Source organism: Cyclobacterium xiamenense, assembly GCF_900109255.1.
Classification (GTDB): domain Bacteria; phylum Bacteroidota; class Bacteroidia; order Cytophagales; family Cyclobacteriaceae; genus Cyclobacterium; species Cyclobacterium xiamenense.
Genome location: NZ_FNZH01000002.1, coordinates 20,950 through 44,601, shown reverse-complemented (window position 1 = coordinate 44,601; position 23,652 = coordinate 20,950). Strand labels below are relative to the sequence as shown.

At 49.3% G+C, this 23,652-nt stretch carries 28 protein-coding genes; 15 read left to right on the top strand and 13 right to left on the bottom strand.

Features of this window, described 5'->3' with window-relative positions; translation table 11 throughout:
- Positions 1 to 57: 57 nt before the first annotated feature.
- A complete protein-coding gene (locus tag BMW71_RS04960; RefSeq protein WP_244891085.1) occupies positions 58 to 750 on the bottom strand; it encodes a glycosyltransferase family 2 protein in 693 nt (230 codons plus the stop codon).
- Between the two features lie 100 nt (positions 751 to 850).
- Positions 851 to 1,480, bottom strand: coding sequence for a peroxiredoxin (locus BMW71_RS04955; protein ID WP_092170424.1), 630 nt, complete (start codon positions 1,478 to 1,480; stop codon positions 851 to 853).
- 174 nt (positions 1,481 to 1,654) lie between these two features.
- Between BMW71_RS04955 and BMW71_RS04950 the strand changes: the two genes are divergently transcribed.
- From BMW71_RS04950 to BMW71_RS04940, 3 genes are all read left to right on the top strand, one after another.
- Positions 1,655 to 1,927 (top strand): hypothetical protein, encoded by a 273-nt coding sequence (locus BMW71_RS04950; protein ID WP_092170421.1) that lies wholly within the window; start codon positions 1,655 to 1,657, stop codon positions 1,925 to 1,927.
- Positions 1,928 to 2,067: 140 nt separating this feature from the next.
- The gene (locus BMW71_RS04945) at positions 2,068 to 2,559 is read left to right on the top strand and encodes a low molecular weight protein-tyrosine-phosphatase (protein ID WP_092172658.1); all 492 of its coding nucleotides are present in this window, start codon (positions 2,068 to 2,070) and stop codon (positions 2,557 to 2,559) included.
- A complete protein-coding gene (locus tag BMW71_RS04940) occupies positions 2,546 to 3,421 on the top strand; it encodes a fructosamine kinase family protein (RefSeq protein WP_092170419.1) in 876 nt (291 codons plus the stop codon). Before BMW71_RS04945 ends, BMW71_RS04940 begins: the two co-directional genes overlap by 14 nt.
- A gap of 54 nt (positions 3,422 to 3,475) precedes the next feature.
- On the opposite strand, the gene BMW71_RS04935 is transcribed toward BMW71_RS04940, so the two are convergent.
- Positions 3,476 to 4,753 (bottom strand): aspartate kinase, encoded by a 1,278-nt coding sequence (locus BMW71_RS04935; RefSeq protein WP_092170416.1) that lies wholly within the window; start codon positions 4,751 to 4,753, stop codon positions 3,476 to 3,478.
- 55 nt (positions 4,754 to 4,808) lie between these two features.
- Here BMW71_RS04935 and fbp point away from each other — a divergent pair, with 55 nt between their 5' ends.
- The gene (gene fbp, locus BMW71_RS04930; RefSeq protein ID WP_092170413.1) at positions 4,809 to 5,825 is read left to right on the top strand and encodes a class 1 fructose-bisphosphatase; all 1,017 of its coding nucleotides are present in this window, start codon (positions 4,809 to 4,811) and stop codon (positions 5,823 to 5,825) included.
- On the opposite strand, the gene BMW71_RS04925 is transcribed toward fbp, so the two are convergent.
- The 3 genes from BMW71_RS04925 to yihA are packed head-to-tail and all read right to left on the bottom strand — an operon-like array spanning position 5,822 to position 7,259.
- Positions 5,822 to 6,139, bottom strand: a complete 318-nt coding sequence (locus tag BMW71_RS04925) for a hypothetical protein (protein WP_394333678.1) — start codon at positions 6,137 to 6,139, stop codon at positions 5,822 to 5,824. The two genes, fbp and BMW71_RS04925, sit on opposite strands and share 4 nt — an antisense overlap.
- Positions 6,136 to 6,594 (bottom strand): DUF5606 family protein, encoded by a 459-nt coding sequence (locus BMW71_RS04920; RefSeq protein WP_092172655.1) that lies wholly within the window; start codon positions 6,592 to 6,594, stop codon positions 6,136 to 6,138. Before BMW71_RS04920 ends, BMW71_RS04925 begins: the two co-directional genes overlap by 4 nt.
- A 59-nt stretch (positions 6,595 to 6,653) precedes the next feature.
- Complete coding sequence (gene yihA / locus BMW71_RS04915) at positions 6,654 to 7,259, bottom strand: ribosome biogenesis GTP-binding protein YihA/YsxC (RefSeq protein ID WP_092172652.1); 606 nt, start codon at positions 7,257 to 7,259, stop codon at positions 6,654 to 6,656.
- Positions 7,260 to 7,374: 115 nt separating this feature from the next.
- Here yihA and ubiE point away from each other — a divergent pair, with 115 nt between their 5' ends.
- The 5 genes from ubiE (at position 7,375) to BMW71_RS04890 (ending at position 11,246) form a co-directional block, all read left to right on the top strand.
- Positions 7,375 to 8,097: a bifunctional demethylmenaquinone methyltransferase/2-methoxy-6-polyprenyl-1,4-benzoquinol methylase UbiE gene (gene ubiE, locus BMW71_RS04910; protein ID WP_092170408.1), complete on the top strand. Its 723-nt coding sequence runs from the start codon at positions 7,375 to 7,377 to the stop codon at positions 8,095 to 8,097.
- The gene (gene porT, locus BMW71_RS04905; protein WP_092170406.1) at positions 8,046 to 8,825 is read left to right on the top strand and encodes a type IX secretion/gliding motility protein PorT/SprT; all 780 of its coding nucleotides are present in this window, start codon (positions 8,046 to 8,048) and stop codon (positions 8,823 to 8,825) included. Before ubiE ends, porT begins: the two co-directional genes overlap by 52 nt.
- A 61-nt stretch (positions 8,826 to 8,886) precedes the next feature.
- A complete protein-coding gene (locus BMW71_RS04900; protein WP_092170403.1) occupies positions 8,887 to 9,648 on the top strand; it encodes an SDR family NAD(P)-dependent oxidoreductase in 762 nt (253 codons plus the stop codon).
- 140 nt (positions 9,649 to 9,788) lie between these two features.
- A complete protein-coding gene (locus BMW71_RS04895) occupies positions 9,789 to 10,436 on the top strand; it encodes a M15 family metallopeptidase (RefSeq protein ID WP_244891129.1) in 648 nt (215 codons plus the stop codon).
- A 39-nt stretch (positions 10,437 to 10,475) separates the two neighbouring features.
- Positions 10,476 to 11,246, top strand: coding sequence for a ThuA domain-containing protein (locus tag BMW71_RS04890; protein WP_092170401.1), 771 nt, complete (start codon positions 10,476 to 10,478; stop codon positions 11,244 to 11,246).
- Positions 11,247 to 11,442: 196 nt separating this feature from the next.
- Here the strand turns inward: BMW71_RS04890 and BMW71_RS04885 are convergent, their stop codons facing one another.
- From BMW71_RS04885 to BMW71_RS04875, 3 genes are all read right to left on the bottom strand, one after another.
- Positions 11,443 to 12,042, bottom strand: coding sequence for a TIGR04282 family arsenosugar biosynthesis glycosyltransferase (locus BMW71_RS04885; RefSeq protein WP_177179574.1), 600 nt, complete (start codon positions 12,040 to 12,042; stop codon positions 11,443 to 11,445).
- A gap of 114 nt (positions 12,043 to 12,156) precedes the next feature.
- Complete coding sequence (locus BMW71_RS04880; RefSeq protein WP_092170396.1) at positions 12,157 to 12,567, bottom strand: Spy/CpxP family protein refolding chaperone; 411 nt, start codon at positions 12,565 to 12,567, stop codon at positions 12,157 to 12,159.
- Between the two features lie 102 nt (positions 12,568 to 12,669).
- Positions 12,670 to 13,992, bottom strand: coding sequence for an NAD(P)/FAD-dependent oxidoreductase (locus BMW71_RS04875; protein ID WP_092170393.1), 1,323 nt, complete (start codon positions 13,990 to 13,992; stop codon positions 12,670 to 12,672).
- 166 nt (positions 13,993 to 14,158) lie between these two features.
- Between BMW71_RS04875 and BMW71_RS04870 the strand changes: the two genes are divergently transcribed.
- The 4 genes from BMW71_RS04870 to BMW71_RS04855 all read left to right on the top strand — a co-directional run bounded on the left by BMW71_RS04870 (position 14,159) and on the right by BMW71_RS04855 (position 16,105).
- A complete protein-coding gene (locus tag BMW71_RS04870) occupies positions 14,159 to 14,866 on the top strand; it encodes a YebC/PmpR family DNA-binding transcriptional regulator (RefSeq protein ID WP_092170390.1) in 708 nt (235 codons plus the stop codon).
- A gap of 30 nt (positions 14,867 to 14,896) precedes the next feature.
- Positions 14,897 to 15,466 (top strand): inosine/xanthosine triphosphatase, encoded by a 570-nt coding sequence (gene yjjX / locus BMW71_RS04865; RefSeq protein WP_092170388.1) that lies wholly within the window; start codon positions 14,897 to 14,899, stop codon positions 15,464 to 15,466.
- An 86-nt stretch (positions 15,467 to 15,552) separates the two neighbouring features.
- Positions 15,553 to 15,867 carry a thioredoxin family protein gene (locus BMW71_RS04860; RefSeq protein ID WP_092170385.1) on the top strand — a complete coding sequence of 105 codons (315 nt, stop codon included), beginning with the start codon at positions 15,553 to 15,555 and terminating at the stop codon, positions 15,865 to 15,867.
- On the top strand, positions 15,848 to 16,105 hold the full coding sequence (locus BMW71_RS04855; protein WP_092170382.1) for a DUF6952 family protein: 258 nt from the start codon (positions 15,848 to 15,850) through the stop codon (positions 16,103 to 16,105). Before BMW71_RS04860 ends, BMW71_RS04855 begins: the two co-directional genes overlap by 20 nt.
- Positions 16,106 to 16,528: 423 nt before the next feature.
- Here the strand turns inward: BMW71_RS04855 and BMW71_RS04850 are convergent, their stop codons facing one another.
- Complete coding sequence (locus BMW71_RS04850; protein WP_092170380.1) at positions 16,529 to 17,539, bottom strand: S41 family peptidase; 1,011 nt, start codon at positions 17,537 to 17,539, stop codon at positions 16,529 to 16,531.
- Positions 17,536 to 18,342: a hypothetical protein gene (locus BMW71_RS04845; protein WP_092170377.1), complete on the bottom strand. Its 807-nt coding sequence runs from the start codon at positions 18,340 to 18,342 to the stop codon at positions 17,536 to 17,538. The genes BMW71_RS04850 and BMW71_RS04845 overlap by 4 nt, the downstream gene beginning before the upstream one ends.
- A 306-nt stretch (positions 18,343 to 18,648) precedes the next feature.
- Between BMW71_RS04845 and BMW71_RS04840 the strand changes: the two genes are divergently transcribed.
- Positions 18,649 to 19,917: a sialidase gene (locus tag BMW71_RS04840; protein ID WP_092170375.1), complete on the top strand. Its 1,269-nt coding sequence runs from the start codon at positions 18,649 to 18,651 to the stop codon at positions 19,915 to 19,917.
- Positions 19,918 to 19,978: 61 nt separating this feature from the next.
- Here the strand turns inward: BMW71_RS04840 and BMW71_RS04835 are convergent, their stop codons facing one another.
- Positions 19,979 to 20,980: an NTPase gene (locus tag BMW71_RS04835; protein WP_244891084.1), complete on the bottom strand. Its 1,002-nt coding sequence runs from the start codon at positions 20,978 to 20,980 to the stop codon at positions 19,979 to 19,981.
- A 62-nt stretch (positions 20,981 to 21,042) separates the two neighbouring features.
- Between BMW71_RS04835 and BMW71_RS04830 the strand changes: the two genes are divergently transcribed.
- Positions 21,043 to 21,945, top strand: coding sequence for a M28 family peptidase (locus tag BMW71_RS04830; protein WP_092170372.1), 903 nt, complete (start codon positions 21,043 to 21,045; stop codon positions 21,943 to 21,945).
- On the opposite strand, the gene BMW71_RS04825 is transcribed toward BMW71_RS04830, so the two are convergent.
- A complete protein-coding gene (locus tag BMW71_RS04825) occupies positions 21,935 to 23,647 on the bottom strand; it encodes a capsule assembly Wzi family protein (protein ID WP_092170370.1) in 1,713 nt (570 codons plus the stop codon). The two genes, BMW71_RS04830 and BMW71_RS04825, sit on opposite strands and share 11 nt — an antisense overlap.
- Positions 23,648 to 23,652 lie beyond the last annotated feature (5 nt).

Sequence of the window (23,652 nt, the reverse complement as noted above, 5' to 3'; positions counted from 1 at the left end):
GCCAAAGGTACAACTTAAAACCGTGCAGGGGAATTGCAACTGACCCGAAAAAGCGATTTAATTTTGTTTGAGTGGCGAGGAGCGCTTTCTGCTGGAAAATTTTATTTTCATGCGTTCACAGGTACTGTCGGGATGGTTGCGGTAATAGACGTAGGTACGTAAGTCTACTTTTCCTACCCGGTACCGTTTTCCTGCCCAATCAAAAAAATCGGCATCGGCGGCGTAGCCGTCTTTAAAGGATCGGCCTTCAAACACCTCTTTTTTTCCAAACAAGGTTGCAAAGAGGATGCAGTCGTCCACGTGTACCAGGCGTTCTGGTTGGTGCCGGTCGGTTACGTAATAGTCCTCTTCTTTTGCCACAACGGTTTCGGTGGTGGAGGCGATCAGGTCGTAGTATTCCATCTGACGCAGGCAAGCCTGCAGGTGATCGGGCCGGTACTCGTCGTCTGCATCCAGGATGGACAGGTAGGTGCCGCTGCTTAGCGAAACAGCCCGGTTGATGGCCCGCGATTGGCCCTGATTGATTTGCCGGAGGTACACTAGCCGCTCCTCGTTCTGCAAGCAATAGTCATACAATGTATGCTTGGAATCGTTGGTCGTGCCATCGTCCACAAGAATCACCTCAAAATCCCGAAAGGTCTGTTTCCACAGGGAATCAATGGCCCGCTTCACCAGGGGAAAAGGGGTATTGTAGGTGGCGATCAGTACAGATATTTTGGGAGCTTCGGACATATCGCTAAAGTTAACCATCTTGATCCAAAAAGGTTAGCAGACAGCTCAAAAAAGGAAAAAAGGACAACAAAAAAGCCCTGCGTTTCGGCAGGGCTTTGGTTAACGTTAATTGGAGACGTTATTTTTTAGAAAGGTAGGAGGCAACGCCTTCCCGGGTAGCGGACATGGCTTCTTTGCCTTCTTCCCAGTTTGCGGGGCAAACCTCACCAAATTTTTCCACGTGCCTGAGTGCATCGATGAGTCGTAGCATTTCGTCGATGTTTCTTCCCAAGGGCAAGTCGTTTACGGTTTCGTGACGAATGGTACCTTCTTTATCGATCAGGAAGGTAGCACGGTAGGCTACTGGGAGGCCTTCGTAGGTCAGCTCGCCTTCTTCGTTATAATTCCAATCGCCGGCAAGCACGCCAAAGTTGTGCGCGATGGTTTTTACCGGATCGGCAACGATCGGATAGGTAACGCCTTGAATTCCGCCTTCCTCTTTGGAAGTACTTAACCAGGCAAGGTGTGATTCTTCCGTATCACAGGAAGCGCCAACTACTGCCACGCCTCGTTTTTCAAACGCTTCCAGTTTTTCCTGGAAAGCCAAAATTTCAGTAGGACAAACGAAGGTAAAATCCTTGGGGTAAAAAAAGAAAATCACATCTTTATTCCCGATGTACTGCTCCAGGGAGAAGTTTTCTACGATTTCCTCTCCATCCACTACCGCAGGTGCATTAAATAAAGGTGCTTTTTTTCCAACTAGTGACATAAAATAGATTTTAATTGTTTATAAATAAATTAACGATCTGATTAAGAAAATTATTCTGTTTTTTATTTAATAACCGATGATACTTCTTCAACTTTAAAACCTGCTATTTGGTTCTCGCTTAGGGAGATTTTTGCTATTTTTTCTATTCCTGCAGTCCGAGGAACGCTTCGTTTGATGCCATTCTACCAGCGGAAAACCGGCAGTGCAGCGCCAGGAAAGAAGTTGATCGGGGGCGCAGCGAAGGGTACTACGAAAGCCGGTACCCGAATTCAGGCCTCGACGTTCGTTGTTTATGCTGGCAAAGCGCCAGTCTATACCGAGCCGGCTGGGCTGTCGGAACCGGTAATCCGGTGTTCGGTGCTGGCTGCGTCTCATACCAGCGGAGGAAATCTGGTTTTTTTGGTCGAAAGGGCCCCTATTTTGGCGGATAAGGATGTCCGCGTCTGATTCAGTTCGCAAAATTAGGCATAATTTTAAGAAATTCATATGGATAGTTCGTTCCTTTATTTAAATTGAAGGTTTATTCAATTAGCCTCCCAGCCTGAGTCGCGGGTTTGGTCAGGCAAATCCCGGAAAACGATGGTTTTATGATCAGAGTCTTGTTTGTTTGCCTAGGAAACATTTGCCGCTCTCCGCTGGCTGAGGCCTTATTTTCCCATAAAATTTCCACTAAATCGTATGCAAGTCAGGTGCTTGCAGATAGTTGTGGTACATCGGATTACCATATTGGAGAGCTCCCCGACGAGCGGGCGCTGACTTGTGCCCAAAGGAATGGAATCGGCATGACCCACCGGGGAAGGCAATTGCATCGCACGGATTTTCGGGATTTTGACTACCTGATCGCCATGGACCGTTCCAATTTGGAAAACATCTTGAAAGTATCCGAAGAAGTGGGGCTACCGGCGAAAAACCTCCACTTGATGCGGGAGTTCCAGCCGTCTCCGGAATTCCTGGAAGTTCCGGACCCCTACTATGGGGGGGAAGAGGGATTTCAAAAAGTATTTGAAATCCTGAATGAAGCACTGGATGGGTTTATCGTGGAGCTGGAGAAAAAGCACCGACTGAATGGAACCACTTGAGGGGCTTTTTGACCACGTCTGCCTGCAGGCCTTTGGCCGGGTGCCGCCTATCCGGCAATACCGGCTGGTGGCGGCAGGTACCCGCAGTCAAGCCATCTACCTGCAGACTGATACGGGTACGTATTTTTTAAAGACCAATCACGAATCGTCTCCGGAGATTTTTGAGCGAGAAAGGGAGGGTTTGGACTGGTTGCGCGCCCACAGTAGCCTGTATGTACCGCAGACATTAGCATGTGGAAGTTACGAAGACCGGCATTTTCTCCTGATGGATTGGATCGGTAGCAGCCCGGAGCAGGGAGATTACTCCGAGAAGCTGGGGGAAGGGCTGGCGGAATTACACATGTGTACTTCCGGTAGCTTTGGTTTGGACCGCGACAATTTCATTGCCGTACTGCCCCAAAAAAACGAGCCCAAGGAACGTTGGTATGACTTTTTTGTAGAAAACCGACTGGAGCCCCAATTGCAGCTGGCCTTTTACCACCACTTGATTGACTCCGATTTTATGGAACGTTTTCGTTCGCTGTATGCGTATTTGCAGGACTTTTTCCCCGCGGAGAAACCTGCCCTGCTCCACGGTGACCTGTGGTCAGGAAACGTTCTTCCAGACTCCGCTGGCGCACCGGCATTGATCGATCCTGCCGTGTATTTTGGTCATCGGGAGGTTGACCTTGCCTTTTCCCGGTTGTTTGGTGGCTTTGATTCCCGGTTTTACGAGGCCTATGAGGCGGCTTTTCCCCTGGAGCCGGGTTTTGACGAACGCGTAGCCGTGTACAACCTGTATCCCCTGCTGGTGCACCTCAATTTATTTGGGAAGGCCTATTTGTCGGGAATCCAACGAACACTCAAGCGGTTTTTGGGTTGAAACGCGGGCTTTCAAAGAATAGTCGTTGCCGCTCTTCCCGGTACAGCGATCCCTTCAGGGATATTCTGGTTCGTAGACCCATTGGACGAGTTCCGGGCTTTTTTGCTCCAGGTAGCATTTTTCGGCAACCTGCCGGTAGTGTTTCACTTCCGCATCCGTTGGGTTTTTGACGGTGATCATTTTGAGTTGCCTGCGGATTTGCACCTGGAATACATCCCGAAAGGGCCGGGTCAGCTGTTCGTCCGAGACCGGCATGTCCTGAATGAGCACACGCAGGTGTGCGGCAGAGGCCTGTACCAGTTGGATGCGCCAGTTGGCTTTTTTTGCTACCTCGTAGATGCATTCGAAATGAAATCCACCAACCATGGATAAGTCGCGAATTCGCAGGTCAATAAGCGTCAGGTTATTCTTGAAAATGGTGATTGGGATGCGGGGTGCCTGCCCAAATGAACCAATGACCGTTCCGGCCATTTCGGGGTTTAGAAAGGACTTTACATACAAAGGGATGCCGTGCTTGGCCAGTGGTTTGATGGTTTTTGGGTGAATCACCTTCGCCCCGTAATAGGTCATTTCGGCGGCTTCTTCAAAATCCAGGTAATCAAATTTAACGGCATCCGGAAAGATATCCGGGTCCCCGTTCAGGATACCGGCCACGTCCTTCCAGATGGTAACAGCGGATGCTCCCAGGCTTACGCCGAGAATGGCGGCCGTAAAATCCGAGCCTTCCCGGCCCAGTGTGGTGGTGTTGCCCAATAAATCGGTGCCGATAAAGCCCTGGGTGATTACGGGGAATTGTTCGAGTTTGGGAATCAAAATCCGCCGGCAGTGCTGCATGGTCAGGGCCCAATCTACCCGGGCCATCCGGGTCGTAGAATCGGTTCGTACCAGTTCCCGGGCATCCTGCCAGATGCAGGGGTTACCGGTCTCGCAGAGGTATTCCTGAAGGATGCGCGTGGAGATGAGCTCGCCATACCCAATGATCTGATCGTAAAAAAAGCCCTCCTCGGCTTTGAGGGTATCCGTTTCCAGCAGGCGCCGCAACTGAGCAAAGTGGTTGTCGACCCGGGTAAAAATGGGGTGTTCGGGAGAAAAGAGGCTCCGGCAAAGGTCCTCGTGGTAGGTCAATAGTTCAAGCAGTTCTTTATCGTAGCGTTTTTCCTTAAGGGAAAGCTCGATTACCTCTTCCAGCCGGTCGGTGGTATTTCCGGCAGCAGAAACCACCAGTACCAGGCTATTGGTCCAGCGTTTTTTTACCAGTTGAGCGACATTTTTTATGGATGCGGCGTCTTTTATGGATGCGCCGCCAAATTTGAAGACCAGGGGTTGTATCATGAAAAATCGTACAGAAAGGCCAATGAATTGAAGATAATGAATTAACTTCAAAGGTATGAAGACACAGCCTTACAAACAAGACACGGGTAAACTGGCCTATAAGGTAGGCGTAACCCTGGACCGGTTTATTAAAAGCAAGCAGCAGGATTTCCCCTTTGCTACGGGTGAATTATCTCAAATTCTTCGGGACATTGCATTGGCCTCCAAGATTGTTTCCAGGGAGATCAGTCGGGCGGGCCTTTCGGACGTTACCGGCTCTTTTGGCCAAACGAATATTCAGGGAGAAGAGCAGCAAAAGCTGGACGTGGTGGCCAATGTGCGGTTTACCCGGGCACTGACCAAAGGGGGGGAAGTCTGCGCGGTGGTCTCGGAAGAAGAAGACCTGGTCATCGATCTGCAGAACAGCAAGGGAAAATACGTGGTGGCCATAGACCCGTTGGACGGGTCCTCCAACATCGATGTCAATGTTTCCATCGGTACCATTTTTTCCATTTACCGGAGAAAAACACCCACGGGTTCTCCAATTCAGGAGCAGGACGTGTTGCAGAAAGGATCGGAACAGGTAGCTGCCGGATACGTGCTGTATGGGTCTTCTACCATGTTGGTGTACTCGACCGGAAATGGCGCCAATGGCTTTACCTACGAGCGGTCTTTGGGGGAATTTTTTCTTTCGCATCCGCAGATGCAGATGCCAGCGGATGGTGGCATTTATACCATCAACGAAGGCCTGACTCCCTATATCAATCCCAATATCCTTTCCTACCTGGAGGGCTGCAAGCGCAAAGGTGCTTCAGCCCGGTATATTGGAAGCCTGGTAGCCGACTTTCATCGCAACCTCCTGAAGGGAGGCATTTACCTGTATCCCGCAACTTCTCAGGCTCCGAATGGAAAAATACGGCTAATGTATGAGGCAAATGCCCTGGCCTTTATTGCCGAGCAGGTTGGTGGGGCGGCTTCCGACGGGACGAAACGAATCCTGGACATCGTGCCGGAGAATTTGCACCAGCGAACGCCCATTTACATTGGTTCAAAAAACATGGTCTCCGGACTGGAGAAAGCGCTTTCTGTCTAGCGATACTTGTTTCGGAAATATACTTTAATCAACTGCCGGTCCACGATCGCCAGGGATAGATCCATGGCCATTTGTTCGGGAGGACTTTCGGATAGGATGCGTCGCAACGTTTCTTCACCCAGGTCCAGGCGGTAACACAGGCGTAGCAACTGCTCCATTTGACCGTTTAGGAGGCGGCTAATCGCCGGGGCGATCGCGGCCGCTAAGCTTTCCCTGTCCTGGGCTTCGGGGATTTCCGGTAACTGCAACAATTGGGTAAGGTCCGAAGCTCCGGCCTGAATGGCAGGTTGTCCGGCCTTTTTGGGGTCCATCACGTATCTTGAGCTTTGTCCGAATCCTTGTCAGGACTTGCTTCGCCGGAATCGGCATCGGATGTATCTTCCAGCACTTCCGGGCACTGGGTGCGAATAATGTGGTACCAGTTTATCAGTTTTTTCACATCGGAGGCATAGACCCGGTCTTCGTCAAATTCGGGCAAGATGTGTTTCATGAATGCCTGGTATTCCTCTTTGTCCGCTCCTTCCAGCCCGGTATCGCCTTTAAATTCCTTTTCGATTTTCTGTAGTACGTCTTTTAGGGGAGAGGCCCCCTCCTCGGTCAGGGTGTAAATGGAAATTTCGCTAAGCAGGGATACGCGTTGTGCGGCCCCTACGACCAATTTCCCTTTTTTTTCATCCAAGGACTCCAGGATGACTCCGCTACGGCTGGGTTTCAGTACTTTGTAAAGGCCCGGTTTTCCGGAAACGGTGGCGATGTCTTTAAATTCCATGATAGCTAAGTTGTTTTCAGGCTGCAAATATACGGTTTCGGCAGGATTGACCAAGTCACTCAGCCAGGCTTGTACCATTCGGTAACGTTTTCTTCAATGAATTGGATCAGTTCTTCGCGCCCCTGTCGGTTGACCGCAGAGGTGACGAAAAATTCCGGTGCTTCTACAAACAGTTTTTCCATTTCGTCCAGAAACAGGTGCACGTTTTCTGCGGTTTTTGACTGAGATTGCTTGTCTGCCTTGGTAAAGAGCAGCACCAGTGGAAGCTCTAGCTGTCCGCACCACTGGATGAAATCCAGGTCGATTTTCTGGGGAGGGAGGCGGCTGTCTATCAACACAAAGACAGCGGTAAGATTTTCCCTTTCGGTGAGGTAGGAGCGTATCATTTTGTCCCAGTCGGCCTTGAGCTTTTTATTGACTTTGGCAAATCCATACCCCGGCAAATCCACCATAAACCAGCGGTCGTCGATCGAAAAATGGTTGATCAACTGGGTTTTCCCTGGTCTGCCGGAAATTTTGGCCAGTTGCTTGTGATGGGTAAGCATGTTGATGAGCGAGCTTTTGCCCACGTTTGACCGACCAATAAAGGCAAACTCCGGTTTGCTGGGCGCCGGACATTTTCGGTGGTCCGTATTGCTGACCAGGAAGCGTGCATTTTTCAACATGGCTCTTTTTTCAACAAAGGTAACCAATTTCGGGCAAGGCCTCCAAACCAATAATTCATTAACAATTTTCCGATGCTCGGGTTTACTTAGTAATATTGTACCGAAATAAGAAGCCATGGCCGTAGTACCGTATAAAGACAAAAAAGAAGGCAAAAAGGAGCAGGTTGCCAGCATGTTTAATAATATAAGCAAGAAGTACGATTTGCTGAATCACCTGTTAAGTTTGGGCATCGACATCATTTGGCGCAAAAAAGCGATCAAAATGCTTCAAAAAGACCGCCCGAAGTTCATTCTGGATATTGCTACGGGTACGGGGGATTTTGCCATTGAGGCGCTTGCGCTTCAGCCAGATAAGGTGATCGGGGTCGACATTTCGGAAGGCATGTTGGCCGAAGGCCGGAAGAAAATGAAACAAAGAAAGCTGGAACACCTGATCGACCTGCAGCTGGGCGACTCGGAAAAGTTGTTGTTTCAGGAAAATAATTTTGATGCAGTCATCGTTTCTTTTGGTGTCAGGAATTTTGAAAATTTGGAAAAAGGGCTCGCAGACATGTACCGGGTGTTGAAACCGGGAGGAAAAACGGTGATCCTGGAGTTTTCCAAACCAAAAAAATTTCCGATGAAGCAAGCTTATTCCTTTTATTTTAAATATATTTTACCCCAGATTGGTAAAATCATATCGAAAGATCATTCGGCTTACACGTATTTACCCGAATCGGTAAATGCATTTCCGGATGGAAGGGATTTTCTTGCCATTCTGGAAAAAGTAGGCTTCAAACAAACGCAATGCAAAACCCTCACCTTCGGCATCAGTTCCATCTATACAGGTATCAAATAGTCGTTGTATTCCTGATTTCCTTGCTGGGACAAATGCATCCAACGCAGGCGCAGGACAGAAACATGACCTTTAACGCCTCTGGAAGCGACGATCAGGCCATTTCCTATGGGTTTTTTCTGGCTGCCCACAATAGCAGCCTGCGCATCAGGTATTCCGATAATTTTATGGACCCGACTGTAACCGGCTTGCACAATGTGCGGGCCATCATGCCGGTTTTTTCACCCGGTTTTGCCCTTGGCTTTTTGGTTACAGGCAGGATTCACGATCAGGTCAATGTGTTATTTACCCCCAAGGTGGGTTTTTATGAGTACCGGACAGAGCTACAGCTTTTTAGCGACAATACCGGCAGTCCGGACGGAACCGGCTTCAGCACCGTGCCGCTGCTGACCGAGGAAACCCTGGTGGAGTTTCCGCTGCTGTTGAAGTACAAATCCGAGCGGTTTAACAATACCCGTATGTTTTTTGTGGGCGGGCTAAATGGTCAAATCCGCACCAAAAATCAGGAAGAAGCCAACGAAGATCCAGTCGTGCTCAAGGGTAGGGATTTGGCGGTGGAAATGGGCCTGGGTTTTGATCTGTATTTTCAATACTTTAAGTTTTCTCCGGAAATCCGCTTTTCGCATGGGTTAATGAACCTCTACCAGCCCGGCCATTCGGACGATCGAATCCTGGGCGCTATTCAGGATATCCGCCGTAAATCCATCACCCTTTACCTGAATTTTCAATAACAGGCGAGGCATTCACTGGCTTTTTACTTTTGATACAGGCAGAAAAATTTTATATTTCCCCATGGAAAAAAAGATTGCATGTATCACCGGAGCCACTTCCGGCATCGGTAGGGCCTGCGCCCGGTACCTGGCCGAAGAAGGCTTTGCTATCATCGGTTGCGGTCGAAGAAAAGAACGTCTGGAAGCGCTGAAAGCCGAATTGCCCGAAGGAACCCCGTATCATTTTCTTGTTTTTGATGTCCGGGATCGGGAGGCCGTGGCAGCAGCCATCGACGCCCTACCCGAGGAATGGCAGTCCATTTACGTTTTGATCAACAACGCCGGAAACGCCCACGGCTTGGATCCCATACAGGAAGGGAGCCTTGACGACTGGGACGCCATGATGGATATTAATGTCAAAGGATTGCTGTATGTATCGAAAAAGATCCTCCCTGGAATGGTGGAACGAAAGGCCGGTCAGGTCATTAACATCGGCTCTACGGCAGGAAAGGAGGTTTACCCCAAAGGCAATGTGTACTGCGGATCCAAACACGCAGTGGATGCCATCACCAAGGGCATGCGACTGGACCTGAATCCATACGGCATCAAGGTAATGGCGATCAATCCCGGCCTGGTGGACACCGAATTTTCCTTGGTCCGTTTTAAGGGAGACGATGATCGGGCAGCCGGTGTTTACAAGGGGTTTGATCCCTTGCAGGCGGAAGACGTAGCCGATCTGGTGCGGTACGCGGTAACCCGGCCCCAACACGTGGTCTTGGCTGACGTGATTATATTACCCACTGCACAAGCCAGTACGACGCTTTTGCACAAGAAAGAATCGTGAGGATACCTGTTTGGATACTGGCGTTTTTTCTGGCAGTAGCCTGTAGTTCGCCTTCCGAAAAGCAAGCCACGGGAGAGCCGGTACCCCTGCCCCGGTCGGTATCGGAGAGCAAAACAGCGGATCCTGCCAAGGCGGATTCAGTGCAGGAAGAAGTGCAAGTAGCGGAGCAGGAAACGGACACACTGGAAAAACGATTGCTTGCTGCGGGCTTGGTGGATGTACAGGCAATCATTCCGGAAGTGAGGGTGGACCTGAAGTACGCATCTACCGATAATTTTTTTGGAAAAAACGTATACGGATCTCTTACCCGCTGCTACATGCAGCCTGAAGTCGCCGAGATGCTCAAAATGGCCTACCTGGAGCTAAGCAAAACCCATCCGGAACTCACTTTTTTGGTCTACGATGCAGTGCGGCCGCAATCGGTGCAACAAATCCTATGGGATGAGCTGGACAAACCGGACAGTATCAAACCGCTGTACGTAGCCGACCCCAAAAAAGGAAGCCTGCATAATTTTGGGGTGGCAGTGGACCTAACCCTTGCCAGCAAGGAAAATGGGGAACCGCTGGACATGGGAACCGGGTACGATTACTTTGGCTATCCCGCCTATCCGGATAGGGAAGAGCAGATGTTGGCGGAGGGCAAACTACGTCCGGAGCAGGTAGCGAATCGGCAAATACTGAGGGATGTCATGAAAAAGGGAGGATTCACGGGTATTGGCTCCGAGTGGTGGCATTTCAACGCCTTTGGTAGAAAAGTTGCCCGGGAGAAATTCGACATTGTGAAATAATAATTGTATTATCGTCCTTTATTTTAACTTACCAAATCCATGCATTCAATGAACAATAAACTCAAAACCCTGGGCTTTATAGTCTTCGGGTTGGCCTTACTCTTCGTGCCTGCTTTAAGTCAGGCACAGCAGTTCCGCGCATTGGTGATCAGCAAGACCGCCGGATTTCGCCACCAATCCATACCCGAAGGAGTCGCCGCCATCAAAAAACTGGGAGAAAAGCACCGCTTTCAGGTGTACGCCAGCGAAGACGCCAGCCTGATCAACGATAAGAACCTGGAGCGTTACGATGTGATCATCCTGATGAGTACTACGGGCACCATTTTCAACGCGGAAGAAAAAGCTGCTTTTGAGCGTTTTGTGCAAAGCGGCAAAGGGGTGGTAGGTGTACACAGTGCCACGGATACCGAATACGAATGGCCCTGGTATACCAAGTTGATCGGTGGACAATTTAACCACCATCCACAGCAGCAGACAGCAAGGATGAAGGTGGTAAACAGGGATCATCCTGCCACCTATCACCTGAACGACAAATGGCTTCGCACCGACGAATGGTACGAATTTAAAAATTTTAATGAAAGCGTCAATATTCTCGTTCAATTGGACGAAACGTCTTACGAAGTGGGCGAGCGAAACGGACAAAAAATGGGGATGGGCGCCGTGCACCCCATTTCCTGGTACCACGAGTACGACGGCGGACGGGTGTTTTATACCGGCCTCGGACATGTGGAAGAAGCGTTTGAGGATGCGGATTTCCTAAACCACCTGTATGGGGGCATTTGGTACGCAGCCCTGGGTAAACCGTTTTAATCCACAGGATATTCGTTGGCAAGATAATGCCTGTTGCTGGTTTTGATCGACTGGCGGCAGGCATTTTTTGTAGGCATTCTTTTCCCAACAGGAGGGGTTATGCGGTACCCGTAGCCCGGGCGGAATCCGGCATGGTAAAGAAGCCAACAGTACCTCGTCTAAGGTCCCCGCTGGGGTACTGGTTAGGATCAGCTTTCTATAGCTCGGGGAGCAGTTGCTTCAACTCTCCCAAGTCCTCGTATCGGTCTACGTCCCGAAGCTTTTCCAGAAAAGCGACAGACAGGCCTTCGGTTTCGGCACGTTCCAGCGTTTGGTGCAATACGGCGGAGGTACTCCAGGAGATATCCTCAAATAAGCGGTCAGCGGGCTTGCGGAGGCCGAGGAGGTAATAGCCACCATCCTCCGCAGGTCCCAGGACCAGGTCCTTGTCTTGGAGCGAATCAAAGGCTTCGGTCATGTGCCTGGTTTGTAGCTCAAAACAGTCCGTCCCTATAATCAGGGCCTGTTCGAAACCCATGGAAAAAACCTGTTGGAAGGAAATTTTCATTTTGGTACCGAGATCGCCGGAGTCTTGCGGCTGAAAACGATACCTTTTTCCCGGATAGTCTTCCGGGGAAAAAGGACCTTTGTAAAAGACAAAAATGGCTGCATCGAGCCCGGCGAGTTGTTGGTGGGTGTGGCGGACCAGAAAGGCATACAAACGCGCCGCTTTGTCGGCACCGATGGTTTTGGCCAGACGGGTTTTCACGGTTCCGGCTTTCGGATATTTTTGAAAAACGATGATTGCTTTTTTCATGGATCTTTGCCAAATTAAGACAAATTCGGTAAACGGCATAAAAAAAAACGGAGGTCACTGACCTCCGCTTTTGATCCATTAATTAAACCCAAATTAATCTGATAATTCCTTGTGTTAGATCCCGGAAGACCCGGGTCGCTGTCGATCCCTGGTGCCAGGTCCGGAGCGCCTTCGTCTCTCCTGCATTTTTTCCTGGTTTTCTGCTTTCATTGATTCCCAGGTCTCCTTTTGCTCCGGGGTCAAAACGGCTGCTATTTTTTCCTGAAAGGCCTCTCTTTCAGCCTTCATGGCCTCTCTTTCGCCCTTTCTCTCTTCCCAGATGGCTTTTCTTTTCTGGGCTTCTTCCAGGTGCAGGGCATGGACTTGCTCTTTTTGTTCCTCGGATAGATCCAGTTTTTCTGCCATTCGTTCGGTCATTTTTTCTGCGAGTTGTTCCGGATTGACCTCTTGATTCCCGCGTCGTTGGGCCTGGGCCTGTACGAAGGTAGCTCCTACCAGTACGGCGATGATTAGTATTTTATTCATGGTACGTATTTAGTAATTGGTTTGTAGGGATTAGACCAAAGGCTGGCGCCGAAGTTTAAGCGCCGTTTGTTAAGAGATGTTAAAATGCAGAAAATGCGGCAGTTAATTTTTTTTCAAGGTCAGTTTTTCCCGGTCTTCTGGCTTGGAAATGGTGGGTTTAATTAGCAAACGCAGGGAGGGGTCAAAGGAAAGGTAGTTCCAGGACCAATCCAAAAAGATAAAAATGCGGTTTTTTACACCTACGATGGCCATGAGGTGGACAAATAGCCAGGTTAGCCAGGCCAGCAGACCCTGAAATTTAATAAAGGGCAAATCCACCACCGCCAGTTTTCTACCAACGGTGGCCATACTTCCCAGGTCTTTGTAGCGAAAGGGTTTTTCCGGTTGCTGATGGAGTTTGGCCAGTAAGTTTGCGCCCAGGTTCCGGGCTTGCTGTATGGCCACCTGTGCTACCTGAGGATGGCCGCGGGGGTAGTCCTCCATTTGCTGTAGGCAACCATCTCCGAGAACAAAGATGTTTTCGCTGGAATGGAGGCGGTTATAAGCGTCGACCAGCAGGCGCCCGCCTTTTGCGATTTGTTCCTCCCGAATCCCTTCGATGTGATTGGGCACAATGCCAGCAGCCCAAAGCAGGGTATGGGTTTGAAAGCGGGTTTCACCATTGATGGTTACATTCAGCCCGTCGTAATCGGCGACGGCGGTATGGAGCAATACTTCCACCTGTAGCTTTTCCAGGTAGGTTTTGGCCTTTTCACCGGATTCCGCGCTCATCCCGGCCAGTAGCGATGCGCCCGCTTCTACGAGCACTACCTTCATGTTTTTGAAATTTAGCTGTGGATAATCCTTCGGAAATACTTTGTTGCGCAGTTCGGCCATGGCGCCTGCCAGTTCCACACCGGTAGGTCCTCCCCCGACGATTACGACATTCATCAGGGCTTTCCTTTTCGATTCATCGGCGATGGTGATTGCCCGCTCGTAGTTGGAAATGATCTTATTTCGGATAAAGAGTGCTTCCGACACCGATTTCATCGGAATGCTGTTTTTCATGATGTTTTCCATTCCGAAATAATTGGTATCGGCACCCATAGCTAAGACCAGGTAGTCGTAGTCGATGTACCCGATTTCGGTGTACAATCGGTTTTGCCGCTGGTCTATGCGTTTGGCACCTCCCATGCGAAAGGTTACATTTGGGGTATCGTGGAAGACTTTGCGCAAGGGAAAGGAAATGGCACTGGGTTCCAGCCCTGCCGTGGCGACCTGATAAAAAAGCGGCTGAAACTGGTGGTAATTGTTTTTGTCCAGTAGGATTACGTGATAGGCTTTGTTGCGCAGGGTTCTGGCGAGTTTGAGGCCGGCAAAACCGGCACCTACGATGACGATTCGGGGATGGGGGGATTGCGGAAGGTTGGAAAGCATTTGCTCCATACGTACAGGATTTAGGGTTGGCAGGCTACTATGGTGTTACGGATTTTGAAAGGTTCGGGTTGAAAAAGGGCGTTGCGTGTAAAAGATATGTTTGGGTTTGTTTGACCCCGGTACTAGGCCTAATGAAAAATTTATTTATTTTTACAAACCTGAAAAAATAACGTGTATGGGAAGAGCATTTGAATTTAGAAAAGAGCGAAAATTCAAACGATGGAGTAAAATGTCCAAGGTGTTTACACGCCTTGGAAAAGAGATCGTGATGGCCGTGAAGGCGGGTGGTCCTGATCCGGCAAACAATGCCAAGCTGCGGACGGTGATCCAAAACGCCAAAGGCGCCTCCATGCCCAAGGATCGGATTGAGGCGGCGATTACCCGCGCCAGCAACAAGGACGAGAAAGACTACGAAGAGATCGTATACGAAGGCTATGGCCCCCACGGAATAGCCGTTATTGTCGAAACGTCTACCGACAACCTGAACCGGACGGTGGCCAATATCCGACACTACTTTACCAAAGCGGGCGGTTCGCTCGGTACCACTGGATCGGTAAGTTTTATGTTTGAGCGAAAAGCGGTATTCCGATTTCCCAAAGACGATTGGGATCTGGAGGAGTTGGAATTGGAGTTGATTGATTTTGGACTCGAAGATATCGACGAAAACGAAGGTGAAATATTCGTTTATACCGCTTTTGAGGATTTCGGCAACATGCAAAAAGCGTTGGAAGACAAAGGTATCGAAGTCATCAGCGCCGACATGCAGCGCTTTCCCATGTCTACCACCGAAATAAGCCCCGAACAAGAAGAAGATATCAACAAAATGATCGAGCGGATGGAAGAGGACGACGATGTAAATCAGGTCTACCACAACATGGCCTAAATCAAACGATTTCCAACTTTAAATTACCCAATGGCATTCCCGAAACGAAGAAATTACCAGGAACAGAAAAAACAGAGATTAGTAATTGTAGGTAGCAAAAATCCGGTAAAAATCAGAAGCACAGAAAACGCATTTCAATCTCTTTTTGAAGACTACTTTCTTGTGGAGGGGCTGAACGTTGACTCCAGCGTGAACGACCAGCCTCATGGTGAGGTAGAAACCTATACCGGGGCCTATAACCGGGCCTTTGAAGCCAAAAAGGCCTTTCCAGAAGCCGATTTTTGGGTGGGTATCGAAGGAGGGGTAGATGAAGTAGGAGAGCAGATGGTGGCCTTTGCCTGGATAGTGATCCTGGACCCAAGCGGCCAAATCGGAAAAGCCAAGACCGCTACCTTGTTTTTGCCGGACGCGATATCCAGCCTGATTCGCAAGGGCATGGAGCTGGGAGAAGCCGATGATCGGGTTTTTCAGCGAACCAACTCCAAGCAAGGAAACGGGGCCGTGGGAATCCTGACAAACGGCGTGGTCAATCGCCTGGAATATTACCAGCAAGCCGTGACGCTGGCCTTGATTCCCTTTGTTCACAAAAAGCTCTACTAGGGCGCAATGACTCATAGATACAATCAATTGGAATTTGATAGCTATAGTTGTTACCTTTGCGCTTTCATTAAAATCAAACGAAACATATGTTACAGGAATTAACAACGGATAATTTAGCGGAGATCATTCAGGAGAACGAAAAAGTAGTGGTTCAGTACGGGGCCACCTGGTGCGGCAATTGCCGGATCATGAAGCCGAAAATGAAAAGGCTGAGCAATTCCCACGAAGGGATTACATTTCTGTACGTAGATGCGGAAAAATTGCCAGAGTCGAGAAAATTGGCCCAGGTGACCAACCTGCCGACCTTTGCAGTGTTCAACAAAGGAGCAATCGTGAACCAGGTACAAACCAATAAAGAAGAAGTCCTAAAAACACTGATTGATGAGATTACCAATAATTAAACACGTATTGCAATTTATTGAGGAAAACGACGAGGACTGGGTGGTGGAAACCATCGAACTCTTGGAGTCCATGACCGAGATCAGTTCTCTGAAAGACGAGGAACTGGACGTGATGGGAGAACTGCTTTCAAACCTTTACGGTACACTGGAAGTTAACCAAATGATCAAAGATGGGACCGATAAAAAAGAGGCCATGAATGCCTTTATGAAGCGTGTAGTTGGCTCCATTGATAAATAAGTGCACTTTGAAAAAGTAGAAAAGTTGCTTATCACCCCAAAGTAAAATCTGCTCAAACGAAGTGTGAGGCATGTCCAAAGGGCATGCCTTTTTTTACTGGTAGTTGGGTAGCATCGCGAGCCTGGAAAAGAAGCCAAAATATCGCCTGCAGTGCTGTCCCGTTTAGCAATGCTATCGAAAGGTTTCACCTATTTCTAAGCCAAAATTTGCATCCATTGCCAACCCTACAGTGGCTTCAATCTTCGTGGGTATACGGCGTACGTACGTGTAGACATTGAATTGCTTGGTAAATTTGCTTGTGGAATAGCCCCTAAAGCCGATATTTCCCCTAGATGGAGGCCATGCTGCTTATCGTTTTGAGGATCAGGACCTGCGAAAGAGCGTACATCAAGAGGATGCACTTTGAATGGTACCATTTTGGATTCAGTTTCCGTTTTTTACATAGGTAATAGCTCGTTCCAGGATCGGGTCTCTGCCCGCAGCGATGTCTTCTGGGGTCATTTCCACCCGAATATCTACCGGCACACCTCCTTCGAAATTCAGTCCATCCACGGTATAGCCTATGGTTGAGCTGTAGTTGAAATACCAACCATTCGGAAGGTCGTAACCTGCAGGAACACCACAGCCACCGCCGGTATCGTCCCCCATCAATATAACCTTCGGCAGGGCTTTGGTATAGGCTGCAAAGTAGCTTCCAGCACTGTAGACCACGCGATTTGTCAGCACCACGATCCTTCCATTGAATCCTGGATTTTCGGTATCAGGGTCAAGGAAACTATCCTTTACTTCGGAGAAATCATCCGGACCGGGGCCATTTTTCAATTGGTAGGAATAAAGTTTTGTGCGTTCGGAAATCATCCGTGAAATAATTTTAAGCCCATTTGCCGGATCTCCACCTTCGTTGTTACGAATATCGATTACTACACCCGGTAGTTCCCTAAATCGATCGATCACAAAATCTAATTCGGAATCTAAAATGGGCGTAGCAAAGCTACGGTAATGGATATAGCCCACCCCGTCGATTACCTGATTGAGCAGGTACCCTGTAATCCGGTATTCACCGAGATAATTTTTTTCCAGCACGTTAAAATTATAATTGGCCGGTTCGCTCAAATACGGAAAGTACTTGCTAATATCAAAAGGTGTACGAAGATTTACATGACCATCTCTGAGGGTATTGAGCATCGCAGCAAGGGCATCATAGAGCTCTGTATCATTTTTGGCCTGAAGCGCCAGAGGCCTGTACACGTTTCTCACGCTGTCCCAGTCAATGTGTTTATAGTCAAAAAGGGAATAGCGCTCATTCATTACATCCCAGAGAATATCAAAATTTTCCGCGTTAGTGTTTTCAGGCGGCGAATCCAACAGAATTTGCTCGCAAGACATGCAAAACAGTAGCGTCCAAAAAGTTAAAATTTGGGTCCGTTTTTTCATTTCGTTCGCATTAGAAAGTTGATACCAACCGTATGAGACGCAGTCTGTACCGGATTGGGATCCTGAAAAGAATAGTATTCCCAATTGTAGATCAATTGAATCTTATTGCCCCCAGCGATTGGAAACGCTACAAAATTATCGAATTGAATTCGGGGAAAATTACCGAGCCAGCTAATAGAGGTGTTTTCGAATAATTGGCTTTCGAAGCCGCGTTCCTGATCTAAAAAATCTGGCACCCCGGCATAAATTGGCCGAGTTATATACCCAATTAAGGGCAGATTCATCCGGATATTCGCTATCATATTTTTACCAACAAACTTAAAGCTGCGTCGATGCTGAAACGCTGCCTGAAGATTTCCTGTAAAATCATAATTGATAGAACTATTATCCCAACGAGGGGCAAAGCGCACATGGATCAGATTGGAAAGTGACGGGCCCAACCACCAGTTACCCAGGTCGGATTCCCTGAGCAGAAACAGTGATGAGTAGCTGATTTCGTTCCAATACGAAGTTATTTGTGGCTGTTTGTAGCGACCCAGGGACTTTCCTAATTCAAACTCACGGGTTTTCAAAGGTCCAACACTTCCTTCAAACTGGAAGTTGCTAAGCTTTCGGGTTTTTTGACGCTCATGATTGATCATGAAATAGATGGGTGCTCCAGTGTAGCGGCTTCGCGTGATCAATTGATCCTGTACTGTCTGGGATCTCAGGCCCACCGCAAGTCCCCAGTAACCTTCCTTTTCTTGAGCCAAGATTGCATGAAAATAAAGGGAAAAGGCAAAAACAAGGGCGATTTTTTTCAAAATAAGCGTGTCTATTTGGATTGAAAACAGCTTCCTAATGCCAAGACGCAGGAATAACTCCTTAGGTTGCGTGAAGGAAGAAAGTTTTTCCTACCTGTAGAATACAGGGTTTGTACTACTGGGCAATTAGACTTTTGAATTAATCGAAAGAAGAATTAGACTTTGTTTAAAAACTTAAACAGCCGGATATTCCAACACCAGCTCAAATTACAGTCCGACCCGGGTTACGAACTCGGTTCAGCGTTTATTCGGTGTTTTTGAAGTTGCTCTGGCCCGATTCGCAAATTTTTGGTACTTTTAATAGTAATGAAAAAGAAAAACCCGAAATCCAATAGCCGGAGAATCTTTTTAAAGGACAGTTTGATTGCCGGTGTATCGCTTTGCACGCTGGAGCTGCCATCCGTAATGGCTTCCGATAAGGTGGAAAAGGAAATAATCCCGGATTACCGCCTAGACCTACAGGTGCCCACCCGTTTGTTTGATGGCAAGCAGTGCTGGGTACATCCCCGAGCCGGATTGATACCGCACCGGGGAGAAGTGATTATGACCCTGAGTACCCTGGACCTGGAGGGCAGTGACGTGTTCAAAGGAATGTACCGGATGAAAAGCCCGGACCGGGGTGCGACCTGGACCCAACCGGAAAGGTCTCCAGGATTGGCACCTCGCATGGAAACCATCGACGGTGTGGAGCGGCCGGTGGCGGCCAGTGATTTCTGGCCAAAATGGCACCATAAAACCGGCGTATTGTTGGGTACCGGGCACACCATTGTCTACACGCCAGAATGGAAAGTAACGCACCCCCGACCCCGACACACGGCCTACGCCATTTTTGATACCAAGAAAGGTAGTTGGAATACCTGGAAGAAACTAAAAATGCCGGATGAAGAGCGGTTTAGGAACGCCGGTGCAGGCTGCGTACAGCGCCTGGACCTTTCCGATGGAAGCCTTTTGCTTCCAGTCTATTTTAGTCCGCCTGGTGAAAATTCACAGGTGGCCGTTTGCCGCTGTGCGTTTGACGGAAGAGACCTTACCTTTCGGGAAATAGGCAATACGCTATCGGTAGCTGATGATAGTCGGGGACTGCACGAACCTTCGTTGACCTACTTTGCTGGAAAATACCTGCTTACCATTCGGAACGATCTGCAGGGCTACGTCACATCCAGTGAGGACGGCATGCACTTCGCACCCATTCGGCCCTGGAAATTTGATGACGGCACCGACTTGGGCAATTACAATACCCAGCAGCATTGGGTGCGCCACAGCGATGGATTGTTCTTGGTCTATACCCGCAGGGGCGCAGGGAACGATCACGTATTCCGGCACCGGGCTCCCTTGTTTATAGCTGAGGTAGACCCCGAGCGCTTGGTAGTGGTACGGCATACGGAACGTATCCTGGTGCCGGAAAGGGGCGCCCGCTTGGGTAATTTTGGCGTGACCGAGGTCAGCCCCTCGGAAACATGGGTGACGGTGGCAGAGTGGATGCAGCCGGAGGGCGTGGAAAAACACGGCAGCGATGGAAGCGTGTATGTTGCGAAGATCCATTGGAACCAACCGAATGCCTTATTTGAAAGCTGAAGCATTGTACCGTGTACACGGCCGGCATCTCCTGGAGCGCGGATGGAAACCCCAAAAGCGATTAGTACGACACCTGTTCCAAAAAAGATTTTAACGCTACCCGCCAATCCGGATCGGCGTCCCAGCGCGTTCCGATGTATTGCTCGTTTCGTACCAAAAACCGGATGTAGTACTTGACGACAACCCGGTCTGGTGTTTCACTTGCCTGCGGATCCAGGCCCATGCTTTGCATAAGGTCGGCTTCCCGACCTTCTTGTTTCATTAGAAGAAACTGAACGCCTTCCCGAATCAGCTCCTGGTTGGACCGTGCTTCGGTCAGGAAAACCACCTCGTGCGGATAATTGGCCTCAAAAACCGACTCCATACCTTCGCGTTCTGCCCGTTGTTCGGCGGCCACCTGCTCCTCCGGCTTACCGTAGACATCGTGTCGGAAACTGGTGAGAAAACCTTCGTTTCCTGAGGCGCCGGTAAGCAGTACCCCTAGTTTGAAGGCGTCGAGGTTGAGCGGGTTTCGGGGAAGGTAGCCACTTTGAGCCCTGCTATTCTCCATTCCCGGAACGGGCGGGTATTCCGGCACCTCGATTACCAAAAAGTTTTCACTGCTTCTGCCGCTGCCCAGTGATTCGATTTGGTTTTTAATTCCTGGCAGGTCTTCGGAGGAGCCGGACCAGTTTTCTCCCGGAGCAATGATGTTGGCATTGCCGGTGAAGGGAAATACGTGACTAAAAAACCGCCCGTCATTTTTCCGGATCAACAAGACGATGTTTTTAACCAACCGTTGGGAAAAAAAGGAGGCATAGGTGCTTTTGATGGCTTCCGATAGGATGGCCTCTTCCAATTCGTAATAGGCTATGGGATCCCCTCCGGCAGCGATGAGAGCGGAGTGGATTTCTTCGGCCAGTTCTTTCCAGGAAAGGGAAGGCGTTGCATTCGTAGAAGCAGAAATAAATACCACCGACTTTCCACTTAAAAACTGTTCCACCACCTCATTTTGGCCGATGCTTTGCAGGTAGGTCAAAAAAAGCAGGCCTGCCGTTAAGATATATTTCGTCAACAAAGTCAAATCTACAAGTGAAAGTTTAGTATTTTCACGAATATACACAAGCCAACGTAAAAACTTCCTGTATGAAAACGATTACCCCGCTTATTTTATTACTTTTTTGGGCTGCTCCCTACCTGGTTTTTGGGCAGAATATTGACCAAAGTCGCCTGCTGGCCGACATGCGCACGCTCTCCTCGGATTCGATGGAGGGCCGGGCTCCGATGACCGAAGGAGGTCGTATGGCAAGGGAATACATCCGGGAGCGATTTGAATCCATTGGCCTTGGTAGCCAGTTTCCGGGATATCGTCAGGAGTTTGTGCTGGATGCAGCCAAAGGAGCGGAAGGCTTAGGGGTAAATATCCTTGGTTTTATTCCCGGATCTGCTTCGGCCGAGATTATTTTGTTACTGGCTCACTACGACCATCTCGGAAAAAAGGGAGAGGCAATTTATAACGGAGCGGATGACAACGCCTCGGGAACGGCGGCCTTGCTGGAGATGGCGGCTTATTTTTCCGAAAATCTGCCCCGGCATTCCTTTCTCTTTGTGGCCACGGATGCGGAGGAAAAAGGATTAGTGGGGGCAAGGGCATTGCTCAGGGACTTCCCTTTTCCACTGGAAGAGGTCAAAGCGGTGGTCAACATGGACATGATCAGCAGAAGCGATGACCGAACCCTGTATGCGGTAGGTACCCGTTTTTATCCGCAATTCCGCCCCTTTCTTGAGGCTGCCGCCGGAAGGTCTTCCATCCGACTGGTGCTCGGAAACGATGGAGGGGCCGGCCAAAAGGATTGGAGTAAAGCATCGGACCACGGACCGTTTCACGAGAGAAATATCCCGTTTATTTATTTCGGCGTGGACGATCACAAGGATTACCACCAACCCACCGATACCTTTGAAAATATACAGCCCGATTTTTACGTAGCTGCCTGTGAATTGATTTTGGATACCCTCCTTGGTATGGACCAGGAAATGGCTAGCGAATAAGGTAGGAAATTCCCACCTGAGCCACAAAGGTCTGCTGGTCCAATCCGGGCACGAAATAGATTTCCGGGTGATTTTCCAGGTACCATTTGTAATTGAGGGTGTTTACGTATTGAAATTTACCAGCAACCAACAGGTTTTGAAAACGCCATTCGGCAAGTAATGAGGGAACGATGTCCACGTACTTCCTGCGCCAATCTTTGATTTCCTCAAAGCGCTTGTAGTAAAAATCATTGTTGTGGTTGATGTATTCCAGGGCGAAGCCCAGGCGGTTGAATCCCTTCACCCAGGCGGCGTCCAGCGAAAGTACGTTGCTACCCGGGCCGTAGCCGAAGCCAAGTACCTGGCCTTTGTGGGTGTACCCGTGTCGGACGTGGGGATGCGTGTACCAACTGTTGCGTGCCAGAATCACATCCCGGATCGTTTGCCCCGTTTGCGTCATTTCCATGCCGATCTGGAAAAACTCATCGGTTCTTTTTAATGGGATCAGGTTCGAAAACCCCAGCGTAAAAGCCCGGTTTTTATCCGGATTGATAAGAAAGTCGTACAAGGTTCTGCTATTCCCATTGGAACCGTATTCCCCGTAAAATTCAAAGTGACCATTGGTGTCTATCCATCGAAAGTATCCTGCACTCAGCTGGTTTCTTTTGTCCACATCGGGTCTGGAAATACTTTCGGGTCCTTTTTCTCCATTGAAAACCGGTAGGTAATCGGCCAGTTGCTGCATGTCGGTATGGTACATTTGCGATACGGAACTAAAGCCAAGAAACAATCCGGGTAGCCATTTGGGTTGGTAACTAAGCACCAGACCGGATAGGTAGCGCCAGTCCTCCTGCGGTCGTTTGGGCACATACAGCGGTGTGTTCGCGTATACATAGTTATCGTGAGGAGGGGCAAAGCCCGAATCCTCGAGCCTGCCGGCTATGAGCTGTCCTTCGAAGCTGCCGAAAGGCGTTTGAACCGGTTTTCGGGTGTTCAATGTTAGGTGGAGAAAACCCGGCGCGTGGTTACTCATCAGCAGCGAAGCATTCCTTCCCGGACCCCACCAAAGGTTTTCGTTGGAAACTCCCAGGGAGACCTCCCCGAGATTTAGGCGGATGCTGCTTTGCCCCAAAGAAAGGTAGGTATAGGGGGAACCACCGAATCGCTCGGGAATATCGGCCGTGTTCAACCACTCGTAATACTGCAGCCAGGTGCTACCCCAGTGGTCCAGGGGAAACCCCTGGAAATACTGATTGCCTGCATGCATGACTTCCGGCTGGAGTTGAATACTCAAAGGGCCGTATTCCAAATAGAACCCGGCGTTGAACAGGTATTGCATGCCCCTGTTGGGGATCATGGGACCGTCGTTGATACCAAATCCGTACCCTTCATTGAATTGCGTCCGAACCATTACCGGTAATACTTGAAAGCGCCCTTTGTTGTCTTTGGTACGAAAATTAAACGCCGATAGGTCCTCATCCGTAAACGTTTCGTCCAGGTCCATTCCATTGGAGGTGCCAAAAGCTTCCTGCGGATACAGGGGGCGGATCATAAAACTACTGCTTTCGGAAAGGTTGCCCAACAACTGCTGCCTACGCATGTACTCCCCATAAATTGGCAGATTCAAGCTGACACTTTGACCCCATGCAACAGGAACGCTTGCCCATAAATTTAGCAGAATAAAACCAGCGGTCGCAAAAAGGGTGGAAAGACGGTTGCTCATATGCG